This window comes from Pseudomonas sp. RIT-PI-r (assembly GCF_001297015.1).
Classification (GTDB): Bacteria; Pseudomonadota; Gammaproteobacteria; order Pseudomonadales; family Pseudomonadaceae; genus Aquipseudomonas.
Genome location: NZ_LIGE01000011.1, coordinates 90,852 through 113,835 on the forward strand (window position 1 = coordinate 90,852; position 22,984 = coordinate 113,835).

Consider the following 22,984-nt stretch of genomic DNA (forward strand, 5'->3'; position numbering starts at 1 on the left):
CGGCAACAAAATCAAAAGTTTCGGGAGAGTTAACATGGGCAAAATTATCGGTATCGACCTGGGGACCACCAACTCCTGCGTCTCCGTGCTGGAAAACGGCAAAGCAAAAGTTATCGAAAACGCTGAAGGCGCGCGTACCACGCCGTCGATCATCGCTTACGCCAACGATGGCGAAATCCTCGTAGGTCAGTCGGCCAAGCGTCAGGCCGTGACCAACCCGCACAACACTCTGTACGCAGTAAAGCGTCTGATCGGTCGTCGTTTTGACGAAGAAGTTGTGCAGAAAGACATCCAGATGGTCCCTTACAAGATCGTCAAGGCTGACAACAACGACGCCTGGGTAGAAGTGAACGGCCAGAAAATGGCACCGCCACAAATCTCGGCTGAAATTCTGAAGAAAATGAAGAAGACCGCCGAAGACTACCTCGGCGAGCCAGTGACTGAAGCGGTGATCACCGTTCCGGCCTACTTCAACGACAGCCAGCGTCAGGCGACCAAAGACGCCGGCCGCATCGCCGGTCTGGACGTAAAACGTATCATCAACGAACCAACCGCAGCTGCTCTGGCTTACGGTATGGACAAGGCCAAGGGCGATCACACCGTGATCGTTTATGACCTGGGTGGCGGTACGTTCGACGTTTCCGTGATCGAGATCGCTGAAGTTGATGGCGAGCATCAGTTCGAAGTACTGGCGACCAACGGTGACACGTTCCTCGGCGGTGAAGACTTTGACATTCGTCTGATCGACTACCTCGTCGACGAATTCAAGAAAGAAAGCGGCATGAACCTCAAAGGTGACCCGCTGGCCATGCAGCGCCTGAAAGAAGCCGCTGAGAAAGCCAAGATCGAGCTGTCGTCCGCTCAGTCGACCGACGTCAACCTGCCGTACATCACTGCAGACGCAACCGGTCCTAAACACCTGAACGTGAAGATCTCGCGTGCCAAGCTCGAAGCACTGGTTGAAGACCTGGTTCAGCGCACCATCGAACCTTGCCGCATCGCCATGAAAGACGCCGGTCTGGATGTTGGCGCGATCAACGACGTGATTCTGGTCGGTGGTCAGACCCGTATGCCGCTGGTACAGAAGCTGGTTACTGATTTCTTCGGTAAAGAAGCGCGTAAAGACGTTAACCCGGACGAAGCTGTTGCCATGGGTGCTGCGATTCAGGGCGCTGTTCTGGCCGGTGACGTGAAAGACGTTCTGCTGCTCGACGTCAGCCCGCTGACCCTGGGTATCGAAACCATGGGGGGCGTGATGACCGCGCTGATCGAGAAAAACACCACGATTCCTACCAAGAAATCGCAAGTGTTCTCGACTGCCGACGACAACCAGGGCGCTGTGACCATTCACGTGCTGCAGGGCGAGCGTAAGCAAGCCACTCAGAACAAGTCCCTGGGCAAGTTCGACCTGGCCGACATTCCACCTGCTCCACGTGGCGTGCCGCAGATCGAAGTGACCTTCGACATCGATGCTAACGGCATCCTGCACGTTGGTGCGAAAGACAAGGCCACCGGCAAGACTCAGTCGATCGTGATCAAGGCCAACTCCGGCCTGTCCGACGAAGAAATCGAGCGCATGGTGCGTGACGCCGAAGCCAACGCTGAGGAAGATCGCAAGTTCGAAGAACTGGCCGCTGCCCGTAACCAGGGCGACGCACTGGTTCACTCGACGCGCAAAATGATCTCCGACGCGGGCGACAAGGTCACCGCTGAAGAGAAGACTGCGATCGAAGCTGCTGTGGTTGCTCTGGAAGCCGCTGTCAAAGGCGACGACAAGGCCGCTATCGAAGCGAAGGTTGAAGAGCTGTCGAAAGTCTCCGCTCCGGTTGCTCAGAAGATGTACGCCGAACAGGCTCAGCCAGCTGATGGCGCAGCCCCGCAAGGCGAATCGGCTGAGAAGGCTGACGACGTTGTCGATGCAGAGTTCGAAGAAGTCAAAGACCACAAGTAAGTTGTTGGTCGGCCGGTTGACTGCCTTCAGGCAGTGACTGGTAGGATGTCGCCGCGCGGGAGCTAGCTCCCGCGTTGGCGTATCTGGAATACGCGAATTTTTACAGCATGCGACAACGTTCGGATGCTGGCGGTATGGCTGAAGATGCTCCTGCTTTTCACGCCGAAAGTACCGCAGAATCAAAGACCAGGATCGTTGAATTGACGTGAGTTGGGTCCGGGCCTGTATTGGGGCTCAACGAGTTTGGCGATCCTCAGGAGGGGTTTGCCGAACGTCCTCAAGAGTGCAGAAGACTTATGGCAAAGCGTGACTATTACGAAGTGTTGGGTGTTGAGCGTGGCTCAAGCGATGCGGACCTGAAAAAGGCTTACCGTCGTCTGGCGATGAAGCACCACCCGGACCGTAATCCCGATGACAAAGCGTCGGAAGAACTGTTCAAAGAGGCCAATGAGGCCTATGAAGTGCTGTCTGATTCCAGCAAGCGCGCAGCGTACGACCAGTACGGTCATGCCGGCGTCGACCCGAGCATGGGTGGCGGCGGTGCCGGTTTTGGCGGCCAGAACTTCTCGGACATCTTTGGTGATGTCTTCAGTGATTTCTTCGGTGGCGGTCGCGGCGGTTCCCGTGGCGGTGCTCAGCGTGGCAGCGATTTGCGCTACACCCTGGAACTGAATCTGGAAGAAGCGGTGCGCGGCACGACCGTGAATATCCGCGTTCCGACATTGGTCAACTGCAAACCGTGCGATGGCTCTGGCGCGAAGAAAGGCTCGTCGCCGTCGACTTGCCCAACCTGCGGCGGCATTGGTCAGGTGCGCATGCAACAAGGCTTCTTCTCGGTGCAGCAAACCTGCCCGCGCTGCCATGGCCAAGGCAAGATCATTTCCGATCCGTGCGATTCCTGCCACGGTGACGGTCGCGTCGAAGAGTACAAAACCCTGTCGGTCAAAGTGCCGGCTGGCGTCGATACCGGCGACCGCATTCGTCTGTCTGGCGAGGGCGAAGCGGGTACGCAAGGCGGTCCGACTGGCGACCTGTATGTGGTCATCAATGTCCGCGAGCACGCCATCTTCCCGCGTGACGGCAAGCATCTGTTCTGCGAAGTGCCGATCAGCTTCGTCGACGCGGCGCTGGGTGGCGAGCTGGAAATCCCGACCCTCGACGGTCGCGTCAAACTGAAAATCCCTGAAGGCACGCAGACCGGCAAGCAGTTCCGTGTCCGCGGTAAAGGCGTGGCGCCGGTGCGTGGCGGCGGGGCGGGCGACTTGATGTGCCGCGTTGCGGTCGAGACGCCGGTCAACCTGAACCGTCGTCAGCGTGAATTGCTGGAAGAGTTCCGCAGCTCGCTGGCGGACGACAACAGTCATTCGCCGAAAACCACCGGTTGGTTCGACGGTGTGAAGCGCTTCTTCGGCGATCTGTAAGGAGTCGGCATGCGACGTATAGCTGTGATGGGCGCTGCTGGGCGCATGGGTAAGATTCTGGTCGAGGCCGTGCAGCAGCGCGCGCCGCTGACCGGTTTGACCGCTGCCGTGGTTCGTCCTGGCAGCACGCTGATCGGCGTCGATGCCGGTGAGTTGGCCTCGCTGGGTCGCATCGGCGTGCCGCTGTCCGGGCATATCGAGGCGGTTGCTGAAGAGTTCGACGTACTGATCGACTTCACCTTGCCGGAAGTGATGCTGAAAAACCTCGCCTTCTGCCGCAAGGCTGGCAAGGCCATGGTTATCGGCACCACCGGGCTGGACGCGGCGCAGAAGCAGTTGCTGGTCGAGGCGGGCAAGGACATTCCGATCGTATTCGCGGCCAATTTCAGTGTCGGTGTCAATCTGTCGCTGAAGCTGCTGGATATGGCGGCGCGCGTACTGGGCGATGAAGCGGACATCGAAATCATCGAAGCCCATCACCGTCACAAGATCGATGCGCCGTCGGGTACGGCCCTGCGCATGGGTGAAGTGATCGCCAGTGCGCTGGATCGTGATTTGCAGAAAGTTGCGGTCTACGGTCGCGAAGGTCATACCGGTGCTCGCGAGCGTGAAACCATCGGTTTTGCCACCGTGCGTGGTGGTGATGTGGTGGGTGATCACACCGTGCTGTTCGCCTGCGAAGGTGAGCGTCTGGAGATCACGCATAAGGCGTCGAGCCGCATGACGTTCGCCAAGGGCGCGGTGCGTGCGGCGCTGTGGCTGGACGGTCGTGAACCAGGTTTGTACGACATGCAAGACGTGCTCGATCTGCGCTGATTCATTGCTGAACCCGGCGCAAACGCCCTGTTTGCGCTGGTTTTTCTCCGCTTGCCGACGTCCTGTCGCATTCTCCGGCCTTTTAGGCTCTTTAGCGGTGGACCAAAAAAGCCTTTTTCTGTAAGCTACAGCTTTAGTGTGTCCACTAAAAGCGCGCAGAATAATTCAGTGAAGAAGCGGGGTGACGTGTCCATACGTCACTCCGCTTTTTTACAACCTGCGATCGCCCTTTCATGCGTTATTTACGGGAGGTCTTCTTGACTAAGCCAGCCATACTTGCCCTTGCTGATGGCAGCATTTTTCGCGGCGAAGCCATTGGTGCCGACGGTCAAACCGTTGGTGAGGTGGTGTTTAACACCGCAATGACCGGCTATCAGGAAATCCTTACCGATCCTTCCTACGCCCAACAGATCGTTACCCTGACTTACCCGCACATCGGCAACACCGGCACCACGCCGGAAGACGCCGAGTCCGACCGCGTCTGGTCCGCTGGCCTGGTCATCCGTGACTTGCCGCTGGTGGCGAGCAACTGGCGTAACACGATGTCCCTGTCCGACTACCTGAAAGCCAACAACGTTGTGGCAATCGCCGGTATCGACACCCGTCGCCTGACCCGCATCCTGCGTGAAAAAGGCGCTCAGAACGGCTGCATCATGGCCGGCGACAACATCTCCGAAGAAGCGGCCATCGCCGCTGCGCAAGGCTTCCCGGGCCTGAAAGGCATGGACCTGGCGAAAGTCGTCAGCACCAAGACCCAATATGAATGGCGCTCGACTGTCTGGGATCTGAAGACCGACAGCCACGCGACCATCGACGCTTCCGAGCTGCCTTACCACGTGGTTGCCTACGACTACGGCGTCAAGGTGAACATCCTGCGCATGCTGGTCGAGCGCGGCTGCCGCGTCACCGTGGTGCCGGCTCAGACTCCAGCTGCCGACGTACTGGCACTGAAGCCGGACGGCGTGTTCCTGTCCAACGGCCCGGGTGATCCGGAGCCGTGCGACTACGCGATCAAGGCGATCAAGGAAGTGCTGGAAACCGAAATTCCGGTATTCGGTATTTGCCTCGGTCACCAACTGCTGGCACTGGCCTCCGGCGCCAAGACCCTGAAAATGGGTCATGGCCACCACGGTGCCAACCACCCGGTGCAGGATCTGGATACTGGCGTTGTGATGATCACCAGCCAGAACCACGGTTTTGCGGTAGACGAAGAAACCCTGCCAGCCAACGTGCGTGCGATCCACAAATCGCTGTTCGACGGCACCCTGCAAGGCATCGAGCGCACCGACAAGAGCGCGTTCAGCTTCCAGGGTCACCCTGAAGCGAGCCCGGGCCCGAACGACGTCGCGCCACTGTTCGACCGCTTCATCAACGAGATGGCCAAGCGACGCTAAGCGTTCGCCTTGAGACTGTAGAGAGAAGCCCTCGAGGGCGGCCCCGGCACCGGCGGCCCCTTCGAGACTTCAGAAATCGATCAAGACGGCTTGCCGACTGACCTGCGGATTTGAGTGACAAACCCATGCCAAAACGTACAGACATTAAAAGCATCCTGATTCTCGGCGCTGGCCCGATCGTTATCGGCCAGGCCTGCGAATTCGACTACTCCGGCGCCCAGGCCTGCAAAGCCCTGCGCGAAGAGGGTTACCGCGTCATCCTGGTGAACTCCAACCCGGCCACCATCATGACCGACCCGGACATGGCCGACGCCACCTACATCGAACCGATCAAGTGGCAGACCGTTGCCAAGATCATCGAAAAAGAGCGTCCGGATGCGGTGCTGCCAACCATGGGCGGCCAGACCGCTCTGAACTGCGCCCTGGACCTGGAGCGCGAAGGCGTTCTGGAGAAGTTCGGCGTAGAAATGATCGGTGCCAACGCCGACACCATCGACAAGGCTGAAGACCGTTCGCGTTTCGACAAGGCGATGAAATCCATCGGCCTGGCGTGCCCGCGTTCCGGCATCGCCCACAGCATGGAAGAAGCCAACGCGGTCCTCGAAACCCTGGGCTTCCCGTGCATCATCCGTCCTTCCTTCACCATGGGCGGCACCGGTGGTGGTATCGCGTACAACCGTGAAGAATTCGAAGAAATCTGCGCCCGTGGTCTGGACCTGTCGCCGACCAAAGAGCTGCTGATCGACGAATCGCTGATCGGCTGGAAAGAATATGAGATGGAAGTTGTCCGCGACAAAAAGGACAACTGCATCATCGTCTGCTCGATCGAAAACTTTGACCCGATGGGCGTGCACACCGGTGACTCGATCACCGTGGCTCCAGCGCAGACCCTGACCGACAAGGAATACCAGATCCTGCGTAACGCCTCCCTGGCGGTACTGCGCGAGATCGGCGTCGAGACTGGCGGTTCCAACGTGCAGTTCGGTATCTGCCCGAACACTGGCCGCATGGTCGTGATCGAAATGAACCCGCGCGTATCGCGTTCCTCGGCGCTGGCTTCGAAAGCCACCGGTTTCCCGATCGCCAAAGTCGCGGCCAAACTGGCTGTAGGCTACACCCTCGACGAACTGTCGAACGACATCACCGGCGGCAAGACCCCGGCGTCCTTCGAGCCGTCGATCGACTACGTCGTCACCAAGCTGCCACGTTTCGCCTTCGAGAAATTCGCCAAGGCAGACGCGCGCCTGACCACTCAGATGAAGTCGGTCGGTGAAGTCATGGCTATCGGCCGTACTTTCCAGGAATCCCTGCAGAAAGCTCTGCGCGGTCTGGAAGTCGGCGTTTGCGGTCTGGACGAGAAGCTTGACCTGAGCAACCCGGAAAGCATGAGCGTGCTCAAGCGCGAACTGACCGTGCCGGGCGCCGAGCGTATCTGGTACGTCGCTGACGCTTTCCGCGCCGGCATGACTGTCGAAGAAATCTTCGGCATGAACATGATCGATCCGTGGTTCCTGGTGCAGATCGAAGATCTGATCAAGGACGAAGAGAAGGTCAAGACCCTCGGTCTGTCCGCGATCGACCGCGATCTGATGTACAAACTCAAGCGCAAAGGCTTCTCCGATCAGCGTCTGGCCAAGCTGCTGGGCGTGACCGAGAAGAATCTGCGCACGCACCGTCACAAGCTGGAAGTGTTCCCTGTCTACAAGCGCGTTGACACCTGCGCCGCCGAGTTCGCCACCGACACCGCTTACCTCTATTCGACTTACGAAGAAGAGTGCGAAGCCGCGCCGTCGGGTCGCGACAAGATCATGATTCTGGGCGGTGGCCCGAACCGTATCGGCCAAGGCATCGAGTTCGACTACTGCTGTGTTCACGCTGCTCTCGCGCTGCGCGAAGACGGCTACGAAACCATCATGGTCAACTGCAACCCGGAAACCGTTTCCACTGACTACGACACCTCCGACCGTCTGTACTTCGAATCGGTAACCTTGGAAGACGTGCTGGAAATCTGCCGCGTCGAGAAGCCGAAAGGCGTAATCGTCCAGTACGGCGGTCAGACTCCGCTGAAACTGGCGCGCGCTCTTGAAGCCGCTGGCGTGCCAATCATCGGCACCAGCCCTGATGCGATCGACCGCGCTGAAGACCGTGAGCGCTTCCAGCAAATGGTTGAGCGTCTGAACCTGCGTCAGCCACCAAACGCCACCGTGCGCAGCGAAGATGAAGCGATTCGTGCTGCCAGCAAGATCGGTTATCCGCTGGTGGTGCGCCCATCCTATGTACTGGGTGGCCGCGCAATGGAAATCGTCTACGAAGAAGAAGAGCTCAAGCGCTACCTGCGTGATGCGGTGAAAGTGTCCAACGACAGCCCGGTGCTGCTCGACCACTTCCTCAACTGCGCCATCGAAATGGACGTGGATGCGGTCTGCGACGGTAAAGACGTCGTCATCGGCGCAATCATGCAGCACATCGAACAGGCTGGCGTTCACTCCGGTGACTCCGCGTGCTCCCTGCCGCCGTACTCGCTGCCTGTGCATATCCAGGACGAGATGCGCGAACAGGTCAAGAAAATGGCCCTGGAGCTGGGTGTTGTCGGTCTGATGAACGTACAGTTGGCGCTGCAAGGCGAAGACATCTACGTCATCGAAGTCAACCCGCGCGCTTCGCGTACCGTACCGTTCGTATCGAAGTGCATCGGTGTTTCCCTGGCCATGATCGCTGCTCGCGTGATGGCTGGTAAAACCCTGAAAGAAATCGGCTTCACCAAAGAAATCATCCCGAACTTCTACAGCGTGAAAGAGGCGGTCTTCCCGTTCGCCAAATTCCCTGGCGTTGACCCGATCCTCGGCCCAGAGATGAAGTCGACCGGTGAAGTGATGGGCGTGGGTGACACCTTCGGTGAAGCATTCGCCAAAGCCCAGATGGGCGCCAGCGAAGTGCTGCCGACCGGCGGTACTGCATTCATCAGCGTGCGCGACGACGACAAGCCACTGGTTGCAGGCGTGGCCCGTGATCTGATCAACTTGGGTTTCGAAGTGGTTGCCACTGCCGGGACTGCCAAGCTGATCGAAGCCGCAGGCCTGAAAGTGCGCCGTGTGAACAAGGTGACCGAGGGTCGTCCGCACGTGGTCGACATGATCAAGAATGACGAAGTCACCTTGATCATCAACACCACCGAAGGTCGTCAGTCGATCGCTGATTCGTACTCCATTCGTCGTAATGCCTTGCAGCACAAGATTTACTGCACCACCACCATTGCTGCTGGCGAAGCTATCTGTGAAGCGCTGAAGTTCGGTCCGGAGAAGACCGTGCGCCGCTTGCAGGATCTACACGCAGGATTGAAGGCATGAGCATAACCAAGTACCCAATGACTGTTCAGGGCGCTCGCGCCCTGGAAGAAGAGCACACTCACCTGACCAAGGTCGTACGTCCGAAGCTCAGCCAGGACATCGGTACGGCCCGCGAGTTGGGTGACTTGAAAGAAAACGCTGAATACCATGCTGCGCGCGAACAGCAAGGCATGGTCGAGGCGCGGATTCGTGATATCGAAGGCCGGATTCAGAATCAGGTCATTATCGACGTCACGACCATTCCTCACACCGGCAAGGTGATTTTCGGCACTACCGTCGAAATCGCCAACGTCGAGACCGATGAAAGCGTCACTTACCACATCGTGGGTGAGGACGAGGCTGACTTCAAACTCGGCAAGATTTCCGTCGGCTCGCCTTTGGCCCGTGCCTTGATCGGTAAGGAAGAGGGCGATGTGGTCGCTGTGAAAACGCCTGGTGGCGTGATCGAGTACGAGATTGTCGAAGTCCGTCACATCTGAAAAAGGGCGCCCGCTGCATGCGGGCGCCATGCTTTGGCAGCTGACCCAGATGCTTTGGGTCGGCGGTCTATGGCTGATTCATCTCGGTTTGCAGCCGGCGCTGGGCAAGATTGGCCTGGCACCGTTGCTGATCGATGAAGTCGCCAGTGCATTTGAACTGCTGGTGGTGGGTTTTGCCGCCGCGTGCGTTATTTTTCAGGCTTTGGTGCTGGTACAGGCCGAGGGCCTTGCCAGTCTATGGCGGGATTTTCGCGGTCAGGTGCTGCTGATGGCGTTGTATGCGTGTGCGATGTTTGTCGCAGTGCGTGTCGGCTGGCCGGATGCGCAGCGCTGGCAGGTGTTCAGTTATCTGGTTCTGGGATTTTCCGGGCTGGTGCTGGTGATGCAGCCGGTGCCGGGATGGAGTGGCAGGGTGCGCGAAGCACACCCTTGACCCTTGTCATCACTTGAAGCGATGAACGTTCGACAGCTGCTTGTTGGCGCTGAAGTTCTTGCGGTAAACCAGTGCCATCTTGCCGATGACCTGTACCAGGTCTGCTTTGCCAACCTTGCACAGCTCTGCGATGTGCGCCAGGCGCGACTCGCGATCGAGGATGTTGAGCTTGATCTTGATCAGCTCGTGATCCGCCAGGGCGCGTTCAAATTCGGCTAAAACACCTTCAGTCAAACCGTTGTCAGCCACCGTCAAAACCGGCTTCAGGTGGTGGCCAATGGATTTGTACTGTTTCTTCTGCTCTGGAGTGAGCGGCATAATCTGACCCTTTCGTCTGGATTCTGTAAAATGGCGGCCATTTTACCCGAGGGTTCGTGGATCCGCCCAATTAATCACGACCCTTATCATCGAGGTGCCCAATGGCGCGTTCCAAGACAAGCCTTGGTTGGCTGAAACGACATGTCAACGATCCTTATGTGAAGCAAGCGCAGAAGGATGGCTACCGCTCGCGTGCGAGTTACAAACTTCTGGAAGTCCAGGAGAAATACAAGCTGATCCGTCCTGGCATGAGCGTTGTCGACCTGGGTGCAGCCCCCGGTGGCTGGTCGCAGGTTACCAGTCGTCTGATCGGCGGTCAGGGGCGTTTGATTGCCTCGGACATTCTGGAAATGGACAGCATCCCTGACGTGACTTTCATTCAGGGTGACTTCACTGAGGACGCAGTGCTCGCGCAGATCCTTGAGGCCGTGGGTAATTCGCAGGTCGACCTTGTGATTTCCGATATGGCCCCCAATATGAGTGGTACGCCTGAAGTGGATATGCCAAAAGCCATGTTCCTTTGCGAGTTGGCGCTTGATCTGGCGGAGCGGATCCTCAAGCCCGGTGGTAATTTCGTGATCAAGATTTTTCAGGGCGAGGGGTTTGATGTCTACCTGAAGGAGGCTCGCAAGAAGTTCGACAAGATCCAGATGATCAAGCCGGACTCCTCTCGTGGCAGCTCCCGCGAGCAATACATGCTGGCTTGGGGTTATCGCGGGCGTAATGAGTAATACGAGGTTTTTATGCGGGGTGATAGGTTTTTAGTATTTCGCCCGGCTAGCATTAACGAATATTGTGTAGAAAGTGTTTCACAAAGGGTTACAGACGGCGCCTGCCAGAGTCGTAGGTAATGTAGTAAGTTAGGCCGGTGAATATCATGCGAAGCGCGCGCCAGTAGCGGAGCTTGCTTCAGAGGGTAGTTAATTGAACGATATGGCAAAGAATCTGATCCTGTGGTTGATCATCGCGGCTGTCCTGGTGACGGTGATGAACAACTTCTCCAGCCCTAACGAGCCGCAGACCCTCAACTATTCCGACTTCATCCAGCAGGTCAAGGATGGCAAGGTCGAACGCGTAGCGGTTGATGGCTATGTAATCACCGGCAAGCGCAACGATGGCGACAGCTTCAAGACCATTCGTCCGGCGATTCAGGACAATGGCCTGATCGGCGATCTGGTCGACAACCACGTTGTGGTTGAAGGCAAGCAGCCTGAGCAGCAAAGCATCTGGACCCAGCTTCTGGTGGCCAGCTTCCCGATCCTGGTGATCATCGCGGTGTTCATGTTCTTCATGCGCCAGATGCAGGGTGGTGCTGGTGGCAAGGGCGGGCCGATGAGCTTCGGCAAGAGCAAGGCGCGCCTGCTCTCCGAAGATCAGGTGAAAACCACATTGGCTGACGTTGCCGGTTGCGACGAAGCCAAGGAAGAAGTTGGCGAGCTGGTCGAGTTTCTGCGTGATCCGGGCAAGTTCCAGCGCCTGGGTGGCCGCATTCCTCGCGGCGTGCTGATGGTCGGTCCTCCGGGTACCGGTAAAACCTTGCTGGCCAAGGCGATTGCCGGCGAAGCCAAGGTTCCGTTCTTCACCATCTCCGGTTCTGACTTCGTCGAGATGTTCGTTGGTGTTGGCGCCAGCCGTGTTCGTGACATGTTCGAGCAGGCCAAGAAGCACGCGCCTTGCATCATCTTCATCGACGAAATCGACGCCGTCGGTCGCCATCGTGGCGCTGGCATGGGCGGTGGTCATGACGAGCGCGAGCAGACCCTCAACCAGTTGCTGGTTGAGATGGACGGCTTCGAGATGAACGACGGCATTATCGTTATCGCTGCAACCAACCGACCTGACGTGCTCGACCCGGCGCTGCTGCGTCCGGGCCGTTTCGACCGTCAGGTGGTGGTCGGTCTGCCGGATATTCGTGGTCGCGAGCAGATTCTCAAGGTTCACATGCGCAAGGTGCCAATGGGTGACGACGTCGCTCCGGCCGTAATCGCGCGTGGTACTCCGGGCTTCTCCGGTGCTGACCTGGCCAACCTGGTCAACGAGGCGTCGCTGTTCGCTGCACGCAGCGGCAAGCGCATCGTTGAAATGAAAGAGTTCGAACTGGCCAAAGACAAGATCATGATGGGCGCCGAGCGCAAGTCCATGGTCATGTCCGAGAAAGAGAAGCAGAACACCGCTTATCACGAAGCGGGTCACGCCATCGTGGGTCGCGTCGTGCCTGAGCATGATCCGGTCTACAAGGTGTCGATCATCCCGCGTGGTCGTGCGCTGGGTGTGACCATGTTCCTGCCGGAAGAAGATCGCTACAGCCTGTCCAAGCGCGCGCTGATCAGTCAGATCTGCTCGTTGTACGGCGGTCGTATCGCTGAAGAAATGACTCTGGGCTTCGACGGTGTAACCACCGGTGCCTCCAACGACATCATGCGTGCCAGTCAGATTGCACGGAACATGGTGACCAAGTGGGGCTTGTCGGAAAAACTCGGTCCTTTGATGTACGCCGAAGAAGAGGGTGAAGTATTCCTTGGTCGCGGCGGTGGCGGTCAGGCTGCCAGTTTCTCCGGCGAGACAGCCAAGCTGATCGACTCCGAAGTGCGCAGCATCATCGATCAGTGCTACGGCACAGCCAAGCAGATCCTCACGGACAACCGTGACAAGCTCGACGCCATGGCTGACGCGCTGATGAAGTACGAGACGATCGATGCTGAGCAGATCGACGACATCATGGCGGGTCGCGCGCCTCGCGAGCCCCGCGACTGGTCGGGTGGTACAGGTACGCCTCCACCTCCAGTGGTTCGGGATGAGCGTCCGGAAACACCGATTGGCGGTCCGGCTGCTGACGTTTAAGGTTTGAAATGACTTCTGTACAGTCCCTGACCCGGTTGCCTTGCGGCAACCGGGTTCTTGATTTGGCCCGGACGCATGTCATGGGCATTCTCAATGTAACCCCTGATTCCTTCTCTGATGGTGGCCGATACAGCCAGCTCGATGCAGCCTTGCGTCACGCGCAAGCCATGGTGGAGGCGGGAGCGACGCTTATCGACGTCGGCGGCGAGTCAACCCGGCCGGGTGCGCGCGCGGTGTCGCCGCTCGAAGAGCTTGAGCGTGTGGCGCCGATCGTCGAGCTGATCAATCGTGAGCTGGATGTAATCATCTCGGTCGACACTTCGACACCAGCCGTCATGCGCGAAACTGCGCGGCTGGGTGCCGGGTTGATCAACGATGTCCGTTCGCTTCAGCGCGATGGGGCTTTGGATGCGGCTGCAGCCACAGGCTTGCCGGTATGCCTGATGCATATGCTGGGAGAGCCCGGCGATATGCAGGACGACCCGCACTATCAGGATGTCACCCGCGAGGTGACCGAGTTTCTTGCCGTTCGTATGGCTAAATGTGCGCAGGCGGGAATTCCGGCCGAGCGCATCATCCTTGATCCTGGCTTCGGTTTCGCCAAAACCCTGCAGCACAATCTAAGCTTGTTCAAGCATATGGAAGCCTTGCACGCGTTGGGTCGACCTCTTTTGGTAGGTGTTTCCCGAAAAAGCATGATCGGCCATGCCCTGAATCGCCCGGTGGGTGAGCGTTTGCATGGTGGTCTTGCACTGGCGGCACTGGCATCCGTCAAGGGTGCGCGTATATTGCGCGTCCATGATGTGGCGGAAACGGTAGACGTGGTGCGGATGATCGCGGCCGTGGAATCAGCCGAATAAGAATGACGGAGCACTTATGAGCAAGAAATACTTTGGTACTGACGGTATTCGTGGCCGGGTCGGAGAATACCCGATTACTCCTGACTTCATGCTCAAGCTCGGTTGGGCTGCCGGCATGGCGTTTCGCAAGATGGGTGCCTGCAAAGTGCTGGTCGGCAAGGACACGCGAATTTCCGGTTATATGTTCGAGTCGGCACTTGAGGCTGGTCTGACATCGGCCGGTGCCGATGTGATGCTGCTGGGTCCTATGCCGACGCCGGCCATCGCTTACCTGTCGCGCACGTTCCAGGCTGAGGCCGGTATCGTGATCAGTGCCTCGCACAACCCGCATGACGATAACGGCATCAAGTTTTTCTCCGGTAAAGGCACCAAGCTGCCGGATGAGCTGGAGCTGATGATCGAAGAGCTGCTCGATACCCCGATGACCGTGGTTGAATCAAGCAAGATCGGCAAAGTGTCGCGGATCAACGATGCTTCAGGTCGTTATATCGAGTTTTGCAAAAGCAGCGTGCCAACGGGCACCAGTTTCTCTGGCCTCAAGATCGTTATCGACTGTGCGCATGGCGCGACCTACAAGGTAGCTCCGAGTGTCTTCCGGGAGTTGGGTGCGGAAGTTGTCGTGTTGTCAGCCCAGCCTAACGGTCTGAACATCAACGAGAATTGTGGCTCGACCCATATGGGGCAGTTGCAGGCTGCGGTGCTGGCAGAGCACGCCGATCTGGGTATCGCTTTTGATGGCGATGGCGATCGGGTTTTGATGGTCGACCATACCGGTGCCATTGTTGATGGTGATGAGCTGCTGTTCATCATTGCTCGCGATCTGCATGAGCGCGGGAAGTTGCAGGGCGGCGTGGTTGGCACCCTGATGAGTAATCTGGGGTTGGAGCTCGCGCTTGCAGAGCTTTCGATTCCATTTATTCGTGCCAATGTCGGCGACCGTTACGTGATCGCCGAGTTGCTCGAGCGCAACTGGCTGGTCGGCGGCGAGAATTCGGGGCATATCGTTTGCTTCAATCACACCACGACCGGTGATGCGATCATCGCAGCTTTGCAAGTGCTGATGGCCTTGAAGACCCGTAATGAAGGTTTGGCGCAAACGCGTCAGGCGTTGCGCAAGTGTCCTCAGGTGTTGATCAATGTGCGTTTTGGTGGTGGCGAAAGTCCGCTTGAGCATCCGGCTGTCAAGGAAGCCAGTGCGCGTGTAACCCAGGCTATGGCGGGTCGCGGTCGAGTGCTTTTGCGCAAGTCCGGGACAGAGCCTCTGGTGCGCGTAATGGTCGAAGGCGAGGACGAAGCTCAGGTTCGCGGTTATGCCGAAGAGCTGGCAAAACTGGTAAGTGAAGTTTCTGCCTGATACGGCTTGCAAGGCATGATTGTGTTGGGTAACATCTGCGCCCACTTTGACCGACGAGGTACAGCATGCGTCGCCCTATGGTAGCTGGTAACTGGAAGATGCACGGTACCCGCGCCAGCGTCGCTGAGCTGATCAACGGCCTTCGTCATCTGGCCTTGCCAAGCGGTGTTGATGTCGCGGTATTCCCGCCTTGCTTGTATATCAATCAAGTGATTGATGGCTTGAAAGGCAAGTCGATCTCGGTCGGCGCGCAGAACTCTGCGGTGGAATCGATGCAAGGTGCATTGACCGGTGAGATTGCACCGAGTCAGTTGGTGGATGCAGGTTGTTCCCTGGTGCTTGTCGGGCACTCCGAACGCCGCCAGATAATGGGTGAGCGAGACGGGATGCTGAATCGCAAGTTCGCAGCGGCACAGGCATGCGGCTTGATTCCGGTGTTGTGTATAGGGGAGACCCTGGAGCAGCGCGAAGCCGGAAAAACTCTTGAGGTTGTCGGGCGTCAGCTGGGCAGTATCATCGAGGAGCTGGGTGTAGGTGCTTTTGCCAAGGCAGTGATTGCTTACGAGCCGGTCTGGGCTATTGGTACCGGACTGACTGCAACGCCGCAGCAGGCGCAGGATGTGCATAAAGCCATTCGCGAGCAGCTGGCGGCAGAGAATTCTGAAGTCGCACGAGGTGTGCGGCTTCTATACGGCGGCAGCGTGAAGGCGGCCAATGCGGTCGAACTGTTCGGCATGCCGGATATCGATGGGGGGCTCATTGGTGGAGCTTCCCTGAATGCAGATGAGTTCGGTGCGATCTGTCGCGCCGCGGGAAACTGAAAAAATGCTGGAAACAGTCGTAGTCGTTTTTCATCTGCTGGGTGCATTGGGCGTAGTTGCTCTGGTTTTGCTGCAGCAGGGTAAGGGTGCGGACGCTGGCGCGTCTTTCGGAGCAGGTGCTTCAAATACTGTGTTCGGAAGCCAAGGTTCCTCTACCTTTCTTAGTAAGTTTACTGCTATACTTGCCGCCGGTTTCTTCATAACCAGCTTGGGGTTAGGTTACTTTGCTAAAGAGAAGGCTCATCAGCTGACTCAGGCAGGGCTACCAGATCCAGCAGTGTTGGAAGTGCCTAAGCAACAACAACCGGCTTCTGATGATGTCCCGGTGCTTCAAGAGCAAAAGTCGGCTACTCCAGCGACTGACGTACCTCCAGCTCAAGAGCAGAAGTAAGAAGGGTTTCAAACGTAGTTTTGCCGAGGTGGTGGAATTGGTAGACACGCAACCTTGAGGTGGTTGTGCCCATAGGGTGTAGGGGTTCGAGTCCCCTTCTCGGTACCAATTAGTCAGGAGAGCCCGCTGTTGCGGGCTTTCTTGCAGGTGGAAGGTTACATTGACCCTTTAAGGGATCGGTCGTATACTTCCGCCCCAGCTTTGTCGCGGGGTGGAGCAGTCTGGTAGCTCGTCGGGCTCATAACCCGAAGGTCGTCGGTTCAAATCCGGCCCCCGCAACCAGTTTAAGGAGCCCCTTTTAAGGGGCTTTTTGTTAGCTGGACACTTTCAACGCCGCTGTTCGACGGCGTTTCAAGGATGGGCGTTTCGCCCATTTTTTTATTTTGCAAAGCATGCACATATCATGCACTAGGGGGTTCAGGTGTCGAGCAAGCTAGAAGAGTTGCAGGCCTTGCTGGCCCCGGTGGTCGTGGCCCTGGGCTATGAATGCTGGGGTATCGAGTTTTCGGCTCAGGGTCGTCACTCGATGTTGCGCGTTTATATCGATAAAGAGGGTGGCGTGCTGGTGGACGATTGCGCCATTGTCAGCCGTCAGATCAGCGGTGTACTGGATGTTGAAGATCCAATCACCGTGGAATACACCCTTGAAGTTTCCTCGCCTGGCATGGAGCGCCCACTGTTCACTCTTGAGCAGTTTGCAAAATTTGCCGGTGAACAAGTGAAGATCAAGCTGCGCTCGCCTTTTGAGGGTCGACGCAACTTTCAGGGCCTTCTGCGCGGTGTAGAAGAACAGGATGTCGTGGTGCAGGTAGAAGACCATGAATTCCTGTTGCCGATCGATATGATCGACAAGGCCAACATTATTCCCAGTTTTGACTGAGACGCGGATCCCGCGGATCCAATGGCTTGCGAAAGGCGAGGCGTACGATGAGCAAAGAAGTACTGCTGGTTGTTGAGTCGGTATCCAATGAAAAGGGCGTACCGGCAAGCGTAATTTTTGAAGCGCTGGAGCTGGCTTTGGCCACTGCTACCAAAAAGCGTTTTGAAGACGAAGTTGACCTGCGTGTGGAAATTAACCGCCACACCGGGGCATACGAAACTTTCCGTCGCTGGACGGTCGTCGAAGAGAACGATCTCGACGATCCGGCCATCGAAACCTGGCCGAGCAAGGTTGCTGAAACGCATCCGGGTGCCAACGTTGGCGACGTCGTTGAAGAAAAAATCGAATCCATCGAGTTCGGCCGTATCGCTGCACAGACTGCCAAGCAAGTCATCGTGCAAAAAGTACGTGAAGCCGAGCGCGCTCAAGTGGTCGACGCCTATCGCGAACGCCTGGGAGAAATCATCTCCGGCACCGTGAAAAAAGTCACCCGCGACAACGTGATCGTCGATCTGGGCAACAATGCTGAAGCATTGCTGGCCCGCGAAGACATCATTTCTCGCGAAACTTTCCGTGTTGGCGTGCGTTTGCGTGCGCTGCTCAAGGAAATCCGCACCGAGAACCGCGGCCCGCAGTTGATCCTGTCGCGTACCGCGCCGGAAATGCTGATCGAGCTGTTCCGTATCGAAGTGCCGGAAATTGCTGAAGGCCTGATCGAAGTAATGGCTGCCTCCCGTGATCCGGGTTCGCGCGCCAAGATCGCCGTCCGCTCCAAGGACAAACGCATCGACCCGCAAGGCGCTTGCATCGGTATGCGCGGTTCGCGCGTCCAGGCAGTGTCGGGTGAGTTGGGCGGTGAGCGTGTTGATATCGTTCTGTGGGACGACAACCCTGCTCAGTTCGTGATCAACGCCATGTCCCCGGCTGAGGTTGCGGCAATTATCGTTGACGAAGATGCCCATGCAATGGACATCGCCGTTGGCGCAGACAATCTGGCTCAGGCCATCGGTCGCGGTGGTCAGAACGTGCGTCTGGCTAGCCAGTTGACTGGCTGGACCCTGAACGTGATGACCGAATCGGACATCCAGGCTAAGCAGCAAGCAGAAACCGGCGACATCCTGCGCAACTTCATCGACGAGCTGGAAGTCGACGAAGACCTGGCACAGGTGCTGGTAGATGAAGGCTTCACCAGCCTGGAAGAGATTGCCTACGTACCGTTGGAAGAAATGCTCAACATCGACGGCTTTGACGAAGATACCGTCAACGAGCTTCGTGCTCGTGCCAAGGATCGTTTGTTGACCAAAGCCATCGCTACTGAGGAAAAGCTGGCAGACGCCCATCCGGCCGAAGACCTGCTCTCGCTTGAGGGTATGGACAAGGATTTGGCGATGGAACTGGCGGTGCGCGGCGTAATTACCCGCGAAGACCTGGCCGAGCAGTCTATTGACGACCTGCTCGACATCGACGGCATTGACGATGATCGTGCCGGCAAGTTGATCATGGCCGCCCGAGCCCACTGGTTCGAGTAATTAGGCGCGGCCTGAGGAGAGAAGTGCATGACGCAAGTCACGGTGAAACAACTGGCCGATGAGGTCAAAACACCGGTAGAGCGCCTGTTGCAGCAGATGCGTGAGGCAGGTCTGCCGCACACCGCCGCCGAAGAAAATGTGACTGACAGTGAGAAGCAGTCCCTGCTGACTCACTTGAAAAGCAGCCACAAGGCGAAAGTGGAAGAACCACGCAAGATCACGCTGCAGCGTAAAACCACCAGCACCCTGCGTGTGGCTGGTAGCAAAAGCATCAGCGTAGAAGTCCGCAAAAAGAAAGTTTTCGTACAGCGTAGCCCGGAAGAAATCGAAGCCGAACGCAAGCGTGAACTGGATGAGCGTCGCGCAGTAGAAAATGCTGCCCGTCAGAAGGCTGAAGAAGAAGCCAAGCAACGCGCCGAAGAAGAAGCGCGTCGCCAGCCTGCTGCTGCGCAAACCGCTACCAACGCCGCTTCGGCGCCGGCTGCAGTTGCCGAACCTGTTCGCGAAAGCGCACCGGTGGTAGCCGCTGCTCCAGCACCGTCAGCTGACGTTCGCAACAAGCAGAACGAACAGCGCCGTCCGGACAAACCACGTGCCGACGACAACAATCGTCGCAGCGGTGGTGGTGATGGCGAGCGCAAAAACGCTCCGCACCGCGCCTCGGTCAAAGAAAAAGCGCCGGCTCCACGCGTGGCGCCACGCACTACCGACGAAGAAAGCGATGGCTTCCGTCGCGGCGGTCGCGGCAAGGCCAAGCTGAAGAAGCGCAACGCTCACGGTTTCCAGAGCCCAACCGGCCCTGTCGTGCGTGATGTGCAGATCGGCGAGACCATCACTGTTGGCGATCTCGCCAATCAGATGTCGGTCAAGGCTGCTGAAATCATCAAGTTCATGTTCAAACTGGGTACTCCAGCGACCATCAACCAGGTGCTTGATCAGGAAACTGCTCAACTGGTAGCCGAAGAACTGGGCCACAAAGTGACCCTGGTCAGCGACACCGCCCTGGAAGATTCCCTGGCCGAGTCCCTGAAGTTTGAAGGTGAGTCGTTCTCCCGTGCGCCAGTCGTGACTGTAATGGGCCACGTTGACCACGGTAAAACTTCCCTGCTCGACTACATCCGTCGTGCCAAGGTTGCTGCTGGCGAAGCCGGTGGTATCACCCAGCACATCGGTGCATACCACGTTGAAACCGAACGCGGCATGGTCACCTTCCTCGACACTCCGGGTCACGCCGCGTTTACCGCAATGCGTGCTCGTGGTGCCAAGGCGACTGACATCGTGATTCTGGTGGTTGCAGCGGACGACGGCGTGATGCCGCAGACCATTGAAGCGGTTCAGCACGCAGTAGCGGCTGGCGTTCCACTGGTTGTAGCGGTGAACAAGATCGACAAGCCGGGCGCTGATCTCGATCGCATCCGTAGCGAACTGTCGGTTCACGGCGTGACCTCCGAAGAGTGGGGCGGTGATACGCCGTTCGTTCCGGTTTCGGCGAAAGTCGGTACTGGCGTGGACGAGCTGCTTGAAGCCGTTCTGCTGCAAGCTGAAGTTCTCGAACTGAAAGCGACTCCGTCGGCTCCTGGCCGTGGCGTTGTGGTTGAATCGCGTCTCGACAAAGGTCGTGGCCCGGTGGCAACCGTTCTGGTTCAAGACGGTACCCTGCGCCAAGGCGACATGGTCCTGGTCGGTTCGAACTATGGCCGCGTTCGCGCCATGCTCGACGAGAACGGCAAGCCAATCAAGGAAGCCGGTCCATCCATCCCTGTCGAGATCCTCGGCCTGGACGGTACCCCGGACGCTGGCGACGAGATGAGTGTGGTTGCTGACGAGAAGAAAGCCCGTGAAGTGGCTCTGTTCCGTCAAGGCAAGTTCCGCGAAGTCAAACTGGCTCGCGCTCACGCCGGCAAGCTGGAAAACATCTTCGAAAACATGGGTCAGGCCGAGAAGAAGACGCTCAACATCGTCCTCAAATCCGACGTCCGTGGTTCGCTGGAAGCGTTGAACGGTGCCTTGAATGGCCTGGGCAACGACGAAGTACAAGTGCGCGTTGTGGGTGGCGGTGTCGGTGGTATCACCGAGTCCGACGCTAACCTGGCACTGGCTTCGAACGCTGTACTGTTCGGCTTCAACGTGCGTGCCGATGCTGGCGCACGGAAGATCGTCGAGCAGGAAGGTCTGGACATGCGTTACTACAACGTGATCTACGACATCATCGAAGACGTCAAGAAAGCCCTGACCGGCATGCTCGGCAGCGATGTTCGCGAGAACATCCTGGGTGTGGCCGAAGTACGTGACGTGTTCCGTTCGCCGAAGTTTGGCGCGATCGCCGGTTGCATGGTGATCGAAGGTGTTGTGCACCGTAACCGTCCGATCCGTGTACTGCGTGAAGACATCGTTATCTTCGAAGGCGAGCTGGAATCCCTGCGCCGCTTCAAGGATGACGCTTCCGAAGTACGTGCCGGCATGGAATGCGGTATCGGCGTGAAGAGCTACAACGACGTTAAAGTCGGCGACAAGATCGAAGTCTTCGAGAAGGTTCAGGTTGCTCGCAGCCTCTAACTCGCGCACTTCAGGAGCCGTGATGGTCGCCCGTACTCAACCGTGCGGCGCATCACCCGGACTCTAAACGCAACGCCCGGTCTGGCTTTTGTCAGGCCGGGCGTTTGCCGCTTTCAGACCTTGCGGGTTTCGCCGCAGGGCAGTAACAGGTAACAAATCATGGCAAAAGAATACAGCCGTACCCAACGTATCGGCGATCAGATGCAGCGCGAGCTTGCCCAACTGATCCGTCGTGAAGTCAAGGATCCACGTGTGGGTCTGGTCACCATTACCGCTGTGGAAGTCAGCCGTGACGTCGGTCACGCAAAGATTTTCATCACCGTGATGGGCCAGGACAACGCAGAAGACATCGCGCAAAGCATCAAGGTGCTCAATTCCGCTGCAGGTTTCCTGCGCATGCAATTGGCCCGTGAAATGAAACTGCGCAGCGTGCCGCAACTGCACTTCCACTACGACGAATCCGTCGTCCGTGGCGCGCACTTGTCGGCGCTGATCGAGCGTGCCGTTGCTGAAGACAATCAGCACCCGGTCGTTGCTGAACCTGAAGACACCAAGGAGTAATTCGGTGGCTCAGGTCAAACGTATCCGTCGTAACGTCAGCGGCATCATCCTGCTCGACAAGCCGTTGGGGTTCACCTCCAACGCTGCGTTGCAGAAGGTTCGCTGGTTGCTCAACGCCGAGAAGGCCGGCCACACCGGCAGTCTGGATCCGCTGGCCACCGGCGTCTTGCCGCTGTGCTTCGGTGAGGCGACCAAGTTCTCGCAATACCTGCTCGATTCCGACAAGGGTTATGAAACCCTGGCGCAACTGGGCAAGACCACCACCACGGCAGACGCCGAGGGTGAAGTTCTGCAGGAGCGCCCGGTGACCGTTGGTCGCGCCGATGTCGAAGCGGCCTTGCCGAAATTTCGTGGGCAAATCAGTCAGATACCGCCGATGTACTCGGCGCTCAAGCGTGATGGCCAACCGTTGTACAAGCTGGCTCGTGCAGGCGAAGTAGTGGAGCGCGAACCGCGTTCTGTTACTATTGCGCGCTTGGAATTGCTGGCCTTCGAAGGCGATACTGCGCGTCTTGCGGTGGATTGCAGCAAGGGCACCTATATTCGCACCCTGGTGGAGGATATCGGTGAGCAACTCGGTTGTGGTGCGTACGTCGCAGAATTGCGTCGTACCCAGGCCGGGCCTTTCACCCTGGCGCAGACAGTTACCCTCGAAGAACTGGAAGCGGTACATGCCGAAGGCGGCAATGAAGCGGTTGATCGCTTCCTCATGCCATCGGACAGCGGCTTGCTCGATTGGCCGTTGCTGCACTTCTCGGAAGCGAGCGCGTTCTACTGGCTCAACGGTCAGCCGGTGCGTGCTCCGGATGCTCCGAAGTTCGGCATGGTACGGGTACAGGATCACAATGGTCGCTTCATCGGTATCGGTGAAGTGAGCGAAGACGGGCGCATCGCGCCACGTCGTTTGATTCGGTCAGAATGACCGGAACCGGCCTGTGTAACAGCAGGTCGGCGAGTGTGGCTGTTAACAGGCACGGTCACGACTCATTTATAGATACAGGGATTTGTCCCTGGCCTGTTGAAGCTGTTTCC

General features: G+C 57.8%; 19 protein-coding genes and 2 tRNA genes. 20 read left to right on the top strand and 1 reads right to left on the bottom strand.

Annotation, left to right across the window (positions count from 1 at the left end):
- The first annotated feature begins 34 nt into the window (after nt 1–34).
- The 7 genes from dnaK to AK821_RS01860 all read left to right on the top strand — a co-directional run bounded on the left by dnaK (nt 35) and on the right by AK821_RS01860 (nt 9,841).
- Nucleotides 35–1,951 (top strand): molecular chaperone DnaK, encoded by a 1,917-nt coding sequence (dnaK, locus tag AK821_RS01830; RefSeq protein WP_008088314.1) that lies wholly within the window; start codon nt 35–37, stop codon nt 1,949–1,951.
- 296 nt (nt 1,952–2,247) lie between these two features.
- On the top strand, nt 2,248–3,372 hold the full coding sequence (dnaJ, locus tag AK821_RS01835; RefSeq protein WP_064387877.1) for a molecular chaperone DnaJ: 1,125 nt from the start codon (nt 2,248–2,250) through the stop codon (nt 3,370–3,372).
- 9 nt (nt 3,373–3,381) lie between these two features.
- Complete coding sequence (gene dapB / locus AK821_RS01840) at nt 3,382–4,188, top strand: 4-hydroxy-tetrahydrodipicolinate reductase (RefSeq protein WP_008088318.1); 807 nt, start codon at nt 3,382–3,384, stop codon at nt 4,186–4,188.
- A 257-nt stretch (nt 4,189–4,445) separates the two neighbouring features.
- Nucleotides 4,446–5,582: a glutamine-hydrolyzing carbamoyl-phosphate synthase small subunit gene (gene carA, locus AK821_RS01845; RefSeq protein ID WP_007915228.1), complete on the top strand. Its 1,137-nt coding sequence runs from the start codon at nt 4,446–4,448 to the stop codon at nt 5,580–5,582.
- 125 nt (nt 5,583–5,707) lie between these two features.
- On the top strand, nt 5,708–8,929 hold the full coding sequence (gene carB / locus AK821_RS01850; RefSeq protein ID WP_064387878.1) for a carbamoyl-phosphate synthase large subunit: 3,222 nt from the start codon (nt 5,708–5,710) through the stop codon (nt 8,927–8,929).
- A gap of 2 nt (nt 8,930–8,931) precedes the next feature.
- The gene (greA, locus tag AK821_RS01855) at nt 8,932–9,408 is read left to right on the top strand and encodes a transcription elongation factor GreA (protein ID WP_064387939.1); all 477 of its coding nucleotides are present in this window, start codon (nt 8,932–8,934) and stop codon (nt 9,406–9,408) included.
- Between the two features lie 28 nt (nt 9,409–9,436).
- Nucleotides 9,437–9,841 carry a hypothetical protein gene (locus tag AK821_RS01860; RefSeq protein WP_064387879.1) on the top strand — a complete coding sequence of 135 codons (405 nt, stop codon included), beginning with the start codon at nt 9,437–9,439 and terminating at the stop codon, nt 9,839–9,841.
- A gap of 9 nt (nt 9,842–9,850) precedes the next feature.
- On the opposite strand, the gene AK821_RS01865 is transcribed toward AK821_RS01860, so the two are convergent.
- The gene (locus tag AK821_RS01865; RefSeq protein ID WP_064387880.1) at nt 9,851–10,159 is read right to left on the bottom strand and encodes a YhbY family RNA-binding protein; all 309 of its coding nucleotides are present in this window, start codon (nt 10,157–10,159) and stop codon (nt 9,851–9,853) included.
- Nucleotides 10,160–10,260: 101 nt separating this feature from the next.
- Here AK821_RS01865 and rlmE point away from each other — a divergent pair, with 101 nt between their 5' ends.
- The 13 genes from rlmE to truB all read left to right on the top strand — a co-directional run bounded on the left by rlmE (nt 10,261) and on the right by truB (nt 22,874).
- The gene (gene rlmE, locus AK821_RS01870) at nt 10,261–10,890 is read left to right on the top strand and encodes a 23S rRNA (uridine(2552)-2'-O)-methyltransferase RlmE (protein ID WP_064387881.1); all 630 of its coding nucleotides are present in this window, start codon (nt 10,261–10,263) and stop codon (nt 10,888–10,890) included.
- A gap of 202 nt (nt 10,891–11,092) precedes the next feature.
- Complete coding sequence (gene ftsH, locus AK821_RS01875) at nt 11,093–13,000, top strand: ATP-dependent zinc metalloprotease FtsH (protein ID WP_064387882.1); 1,908 nt, start codon at nt 11,093–11,095, stop codon at nt 12,998–13,000.
- An 8-nt stretch (nt 13,001–13,008) separates the two neighbouring features.
- Nucleotides 13,009–13,860, top strand: a complete 852-nt coding sequence (folP, locus tag AK821_RS01880; RefSeq protein WP_064387883.1) for a dihydropteroate synthase — start codon at nt 13,009–13,011, stop codon at nt 13,858–13,860.
- Nucleotides 13,861–13,876: 16 nt separating this feature from the next.
- On the top strand, nt 13,877–15,214 hold the full coding sequence (gene glmM, locus AK821_RS01885; RefSeq protein WP_064387884.1) for a phosphoglucosamine mutase: 1,338 nt from the start codon (nt 13,877–13,879) through the stop codon (nt 15,212–15,214).
- 65 nt (nt 15,215–15,279) lie between these two features.
- On the top strand, nt 15,280–16,035 hold the full coding sequence (gene tpiA / locus AK821_RS01890) for a triose-phosphate isomerase (RefSeq protein ID WP_016986498.1): 756 nt from the start codon (nt 15,280–15,282) through the stop codon (nt 16,033–16,035).
- A gap of 4 nt (nt 16,036–16,039) precedes the next feature.
- A complete protein-coding gene (secG, locus tag AK821_RS01895; RefSeq protein ID WP_027610782.1) occupies nt 16,040–16,426 on the top strand; it encodes a preprotein translocase subunit SecG in 387 nt (128 codons plus the stop codon).
- A gap of 22 nt (nt 16,427–16,448) precedes the next feature.
- Nucleotides 16,449–16,534 (top strand) — tRNA-Leu (locus tag AK821_RS01900).
- A 97-nt stretch (nt 16,535–16,631) separates the two neighbouring features.
- Nucleotides 16,632–16,708: transfer RNA gene (locus tag AK821_RS01905), tRNA-Met, on the top strand.
- Between the two features lie 139 nt (nt 16,709–16,847).
- Complete coding sequence (gene rimP / locus AK821_RS01910) at nt 16,848–17,306, top strand: ribosome maturation factor RimP (RefSeq protein WP_064387885.1); 459 nt, start codon at nt 16,848–16,850, stop codon at nt 17,304–17,306.
- Between the two features lie 47 nt (nt 17,307–17,353).
- Nucleotides 17,354–18,835 carry a transcription termination factor NusA gene (gene nusA, locus AK821_RS01915; protein ID WP_008088341.1) on the top strand — a complete coding sequence of 494 codons (1,482 nt, stop codon included), beginning with the start codon at nt 17,354–17,356 and terminating at the stop codon, nt 18,833–18,835.
- 27 nt (nt 18,836–18,862) lie between these two features.
- Nucleotides 18,863–21,391, top strand: coding sequence for a translation initiation factor IF-2 (infB, locus tag AK821_RS01920; protein ID WP_064387886.1), 2,529 nt, complete (start codon nt 18,863–18,865; stop codon nt 21,389–21,391).
- 159 nt (nt 21,392–21,550) lie between these two features.
- Complete coding sequence (gene rbfA, locus AK821_RS01925; RefSeq protein ID WP_016986495.1) at nt 21,551–21,952, top strand: 30S ribosome-binding factor RbfA; 402 nt, start codon at nt 21,551–21,553, stop codon at nt 21,950–21,952.
- A gap of 4 nt (nt 21,953–21,956) precedes the next feature.
- Nucleotides 21,957–22,874 carry a tRNA pseudouridine(55) synthase TruB gene (gene truB / locus AK821_RS01930; RefSeq protein ID WP_034154423.1) on the top strand — a complete coding sequence of 306 codons (918 nt, stop codon included), beginning with the start codon at nt 21,957–21,959 and terminating at the stop codon, nt 22,872–22,874.
- Nucleotides 22,875–22,984: the final 110 nt, after the last annotated feature.

Coding starts and splice junctions, on each gene's coding strand:
- dnaK (WP_008088314.1), top strand. CDS start 35: ATGGGCAAAATTATCGGTATCGACCTGGGGACCACCAACTCCTGCGTC.
- dnaJ (WP_064387877.1), top strand. CDS start 2,248: ATGGCAAAGCGTGACTATTACGAAGTGTTGGGTGTTGAGCGTGGCTCA.
- dapB (WP_008088318.1), top strand. CDS start 3,382: ATGCGACGTATAGCTGTGATGGGCGCTGCTGGGCGCATGGGTAAGATT.
- carB (WP_064387878.1), top strand. CDS start 5,708: ATGCCAAAACGTACAGACATTAAAAGCATCCTGATTCTCGGCGCTGGC.
- AK821_RS01860 (WP_064387879.1), top strand. CDS start 9,437: ATGCTTTGGCAGCTGACCCAGATGCTTTGGGTCGGCGGTCTATGGCTG.
- AK821_RS01865 (WP_064387880.1), bottom strand. CDS start 10,159: ATGCCGCTCACTCCAGAGCAGAAGAAACAGTACAAATCCATTGGCCAC.
- rlmE (WP_064387881.1), top strand. CDS start 10,261: ATGGCGCGTTCCAAGACAAGCCTTGGTTGGCTGAAACGACATGTCAAC.
- ftsH (WP_064387882.1), top strand. CDS start 11,093: ATGGCAAAGAATCTGATCCTGTGGTTGATCATCGCGGCTGTCCTGGTG.
- folP (WP_064387883.1), top strand. CDS start 13,009: ATGACTTCTGTACAGTCCCTGACCCGGTTGCCTTGCGGCAACCGGGTT.
- glmM (WP_064387884.1), top strand. CDS start 13,877: ATGAGCAAGAAATACTTTGGTACTGACGGTATTCGTGGCCGGGTCGGA.
- tpiA (WP_016986498.1), top strand. CDS start 15,280: ATGCGTCGCCCTATGGTAGCTGGTAACTGGAAGATGCACGGTACCCGC.
- secG (WP_027610782.1), top strand. CDS start 16,040: ATGCTGGAAACAGTCGTAGTCGTTTTTCATCTGCTGGGTGCATTGGGC.
- nusA (WP_008088341.1), top strand. CDS start 17,354: ATGAGCAAAGAAGTACTGCTGGTTGTTGAGTCGGTATCCAATGAAAAG.
- infB (WP_064387886.1), top strand. CDS start 18,863: ATGACGCAAGTCACGGTGAAACAACTGGCCGATGAGGTCAAAACACCG.
- rbfA (WP_016986495.1), top strand. CDS start 21,551: ATGGCAAAAGAATACAGCCGTACCCAACGTATCGGCGATCAGATGCAG.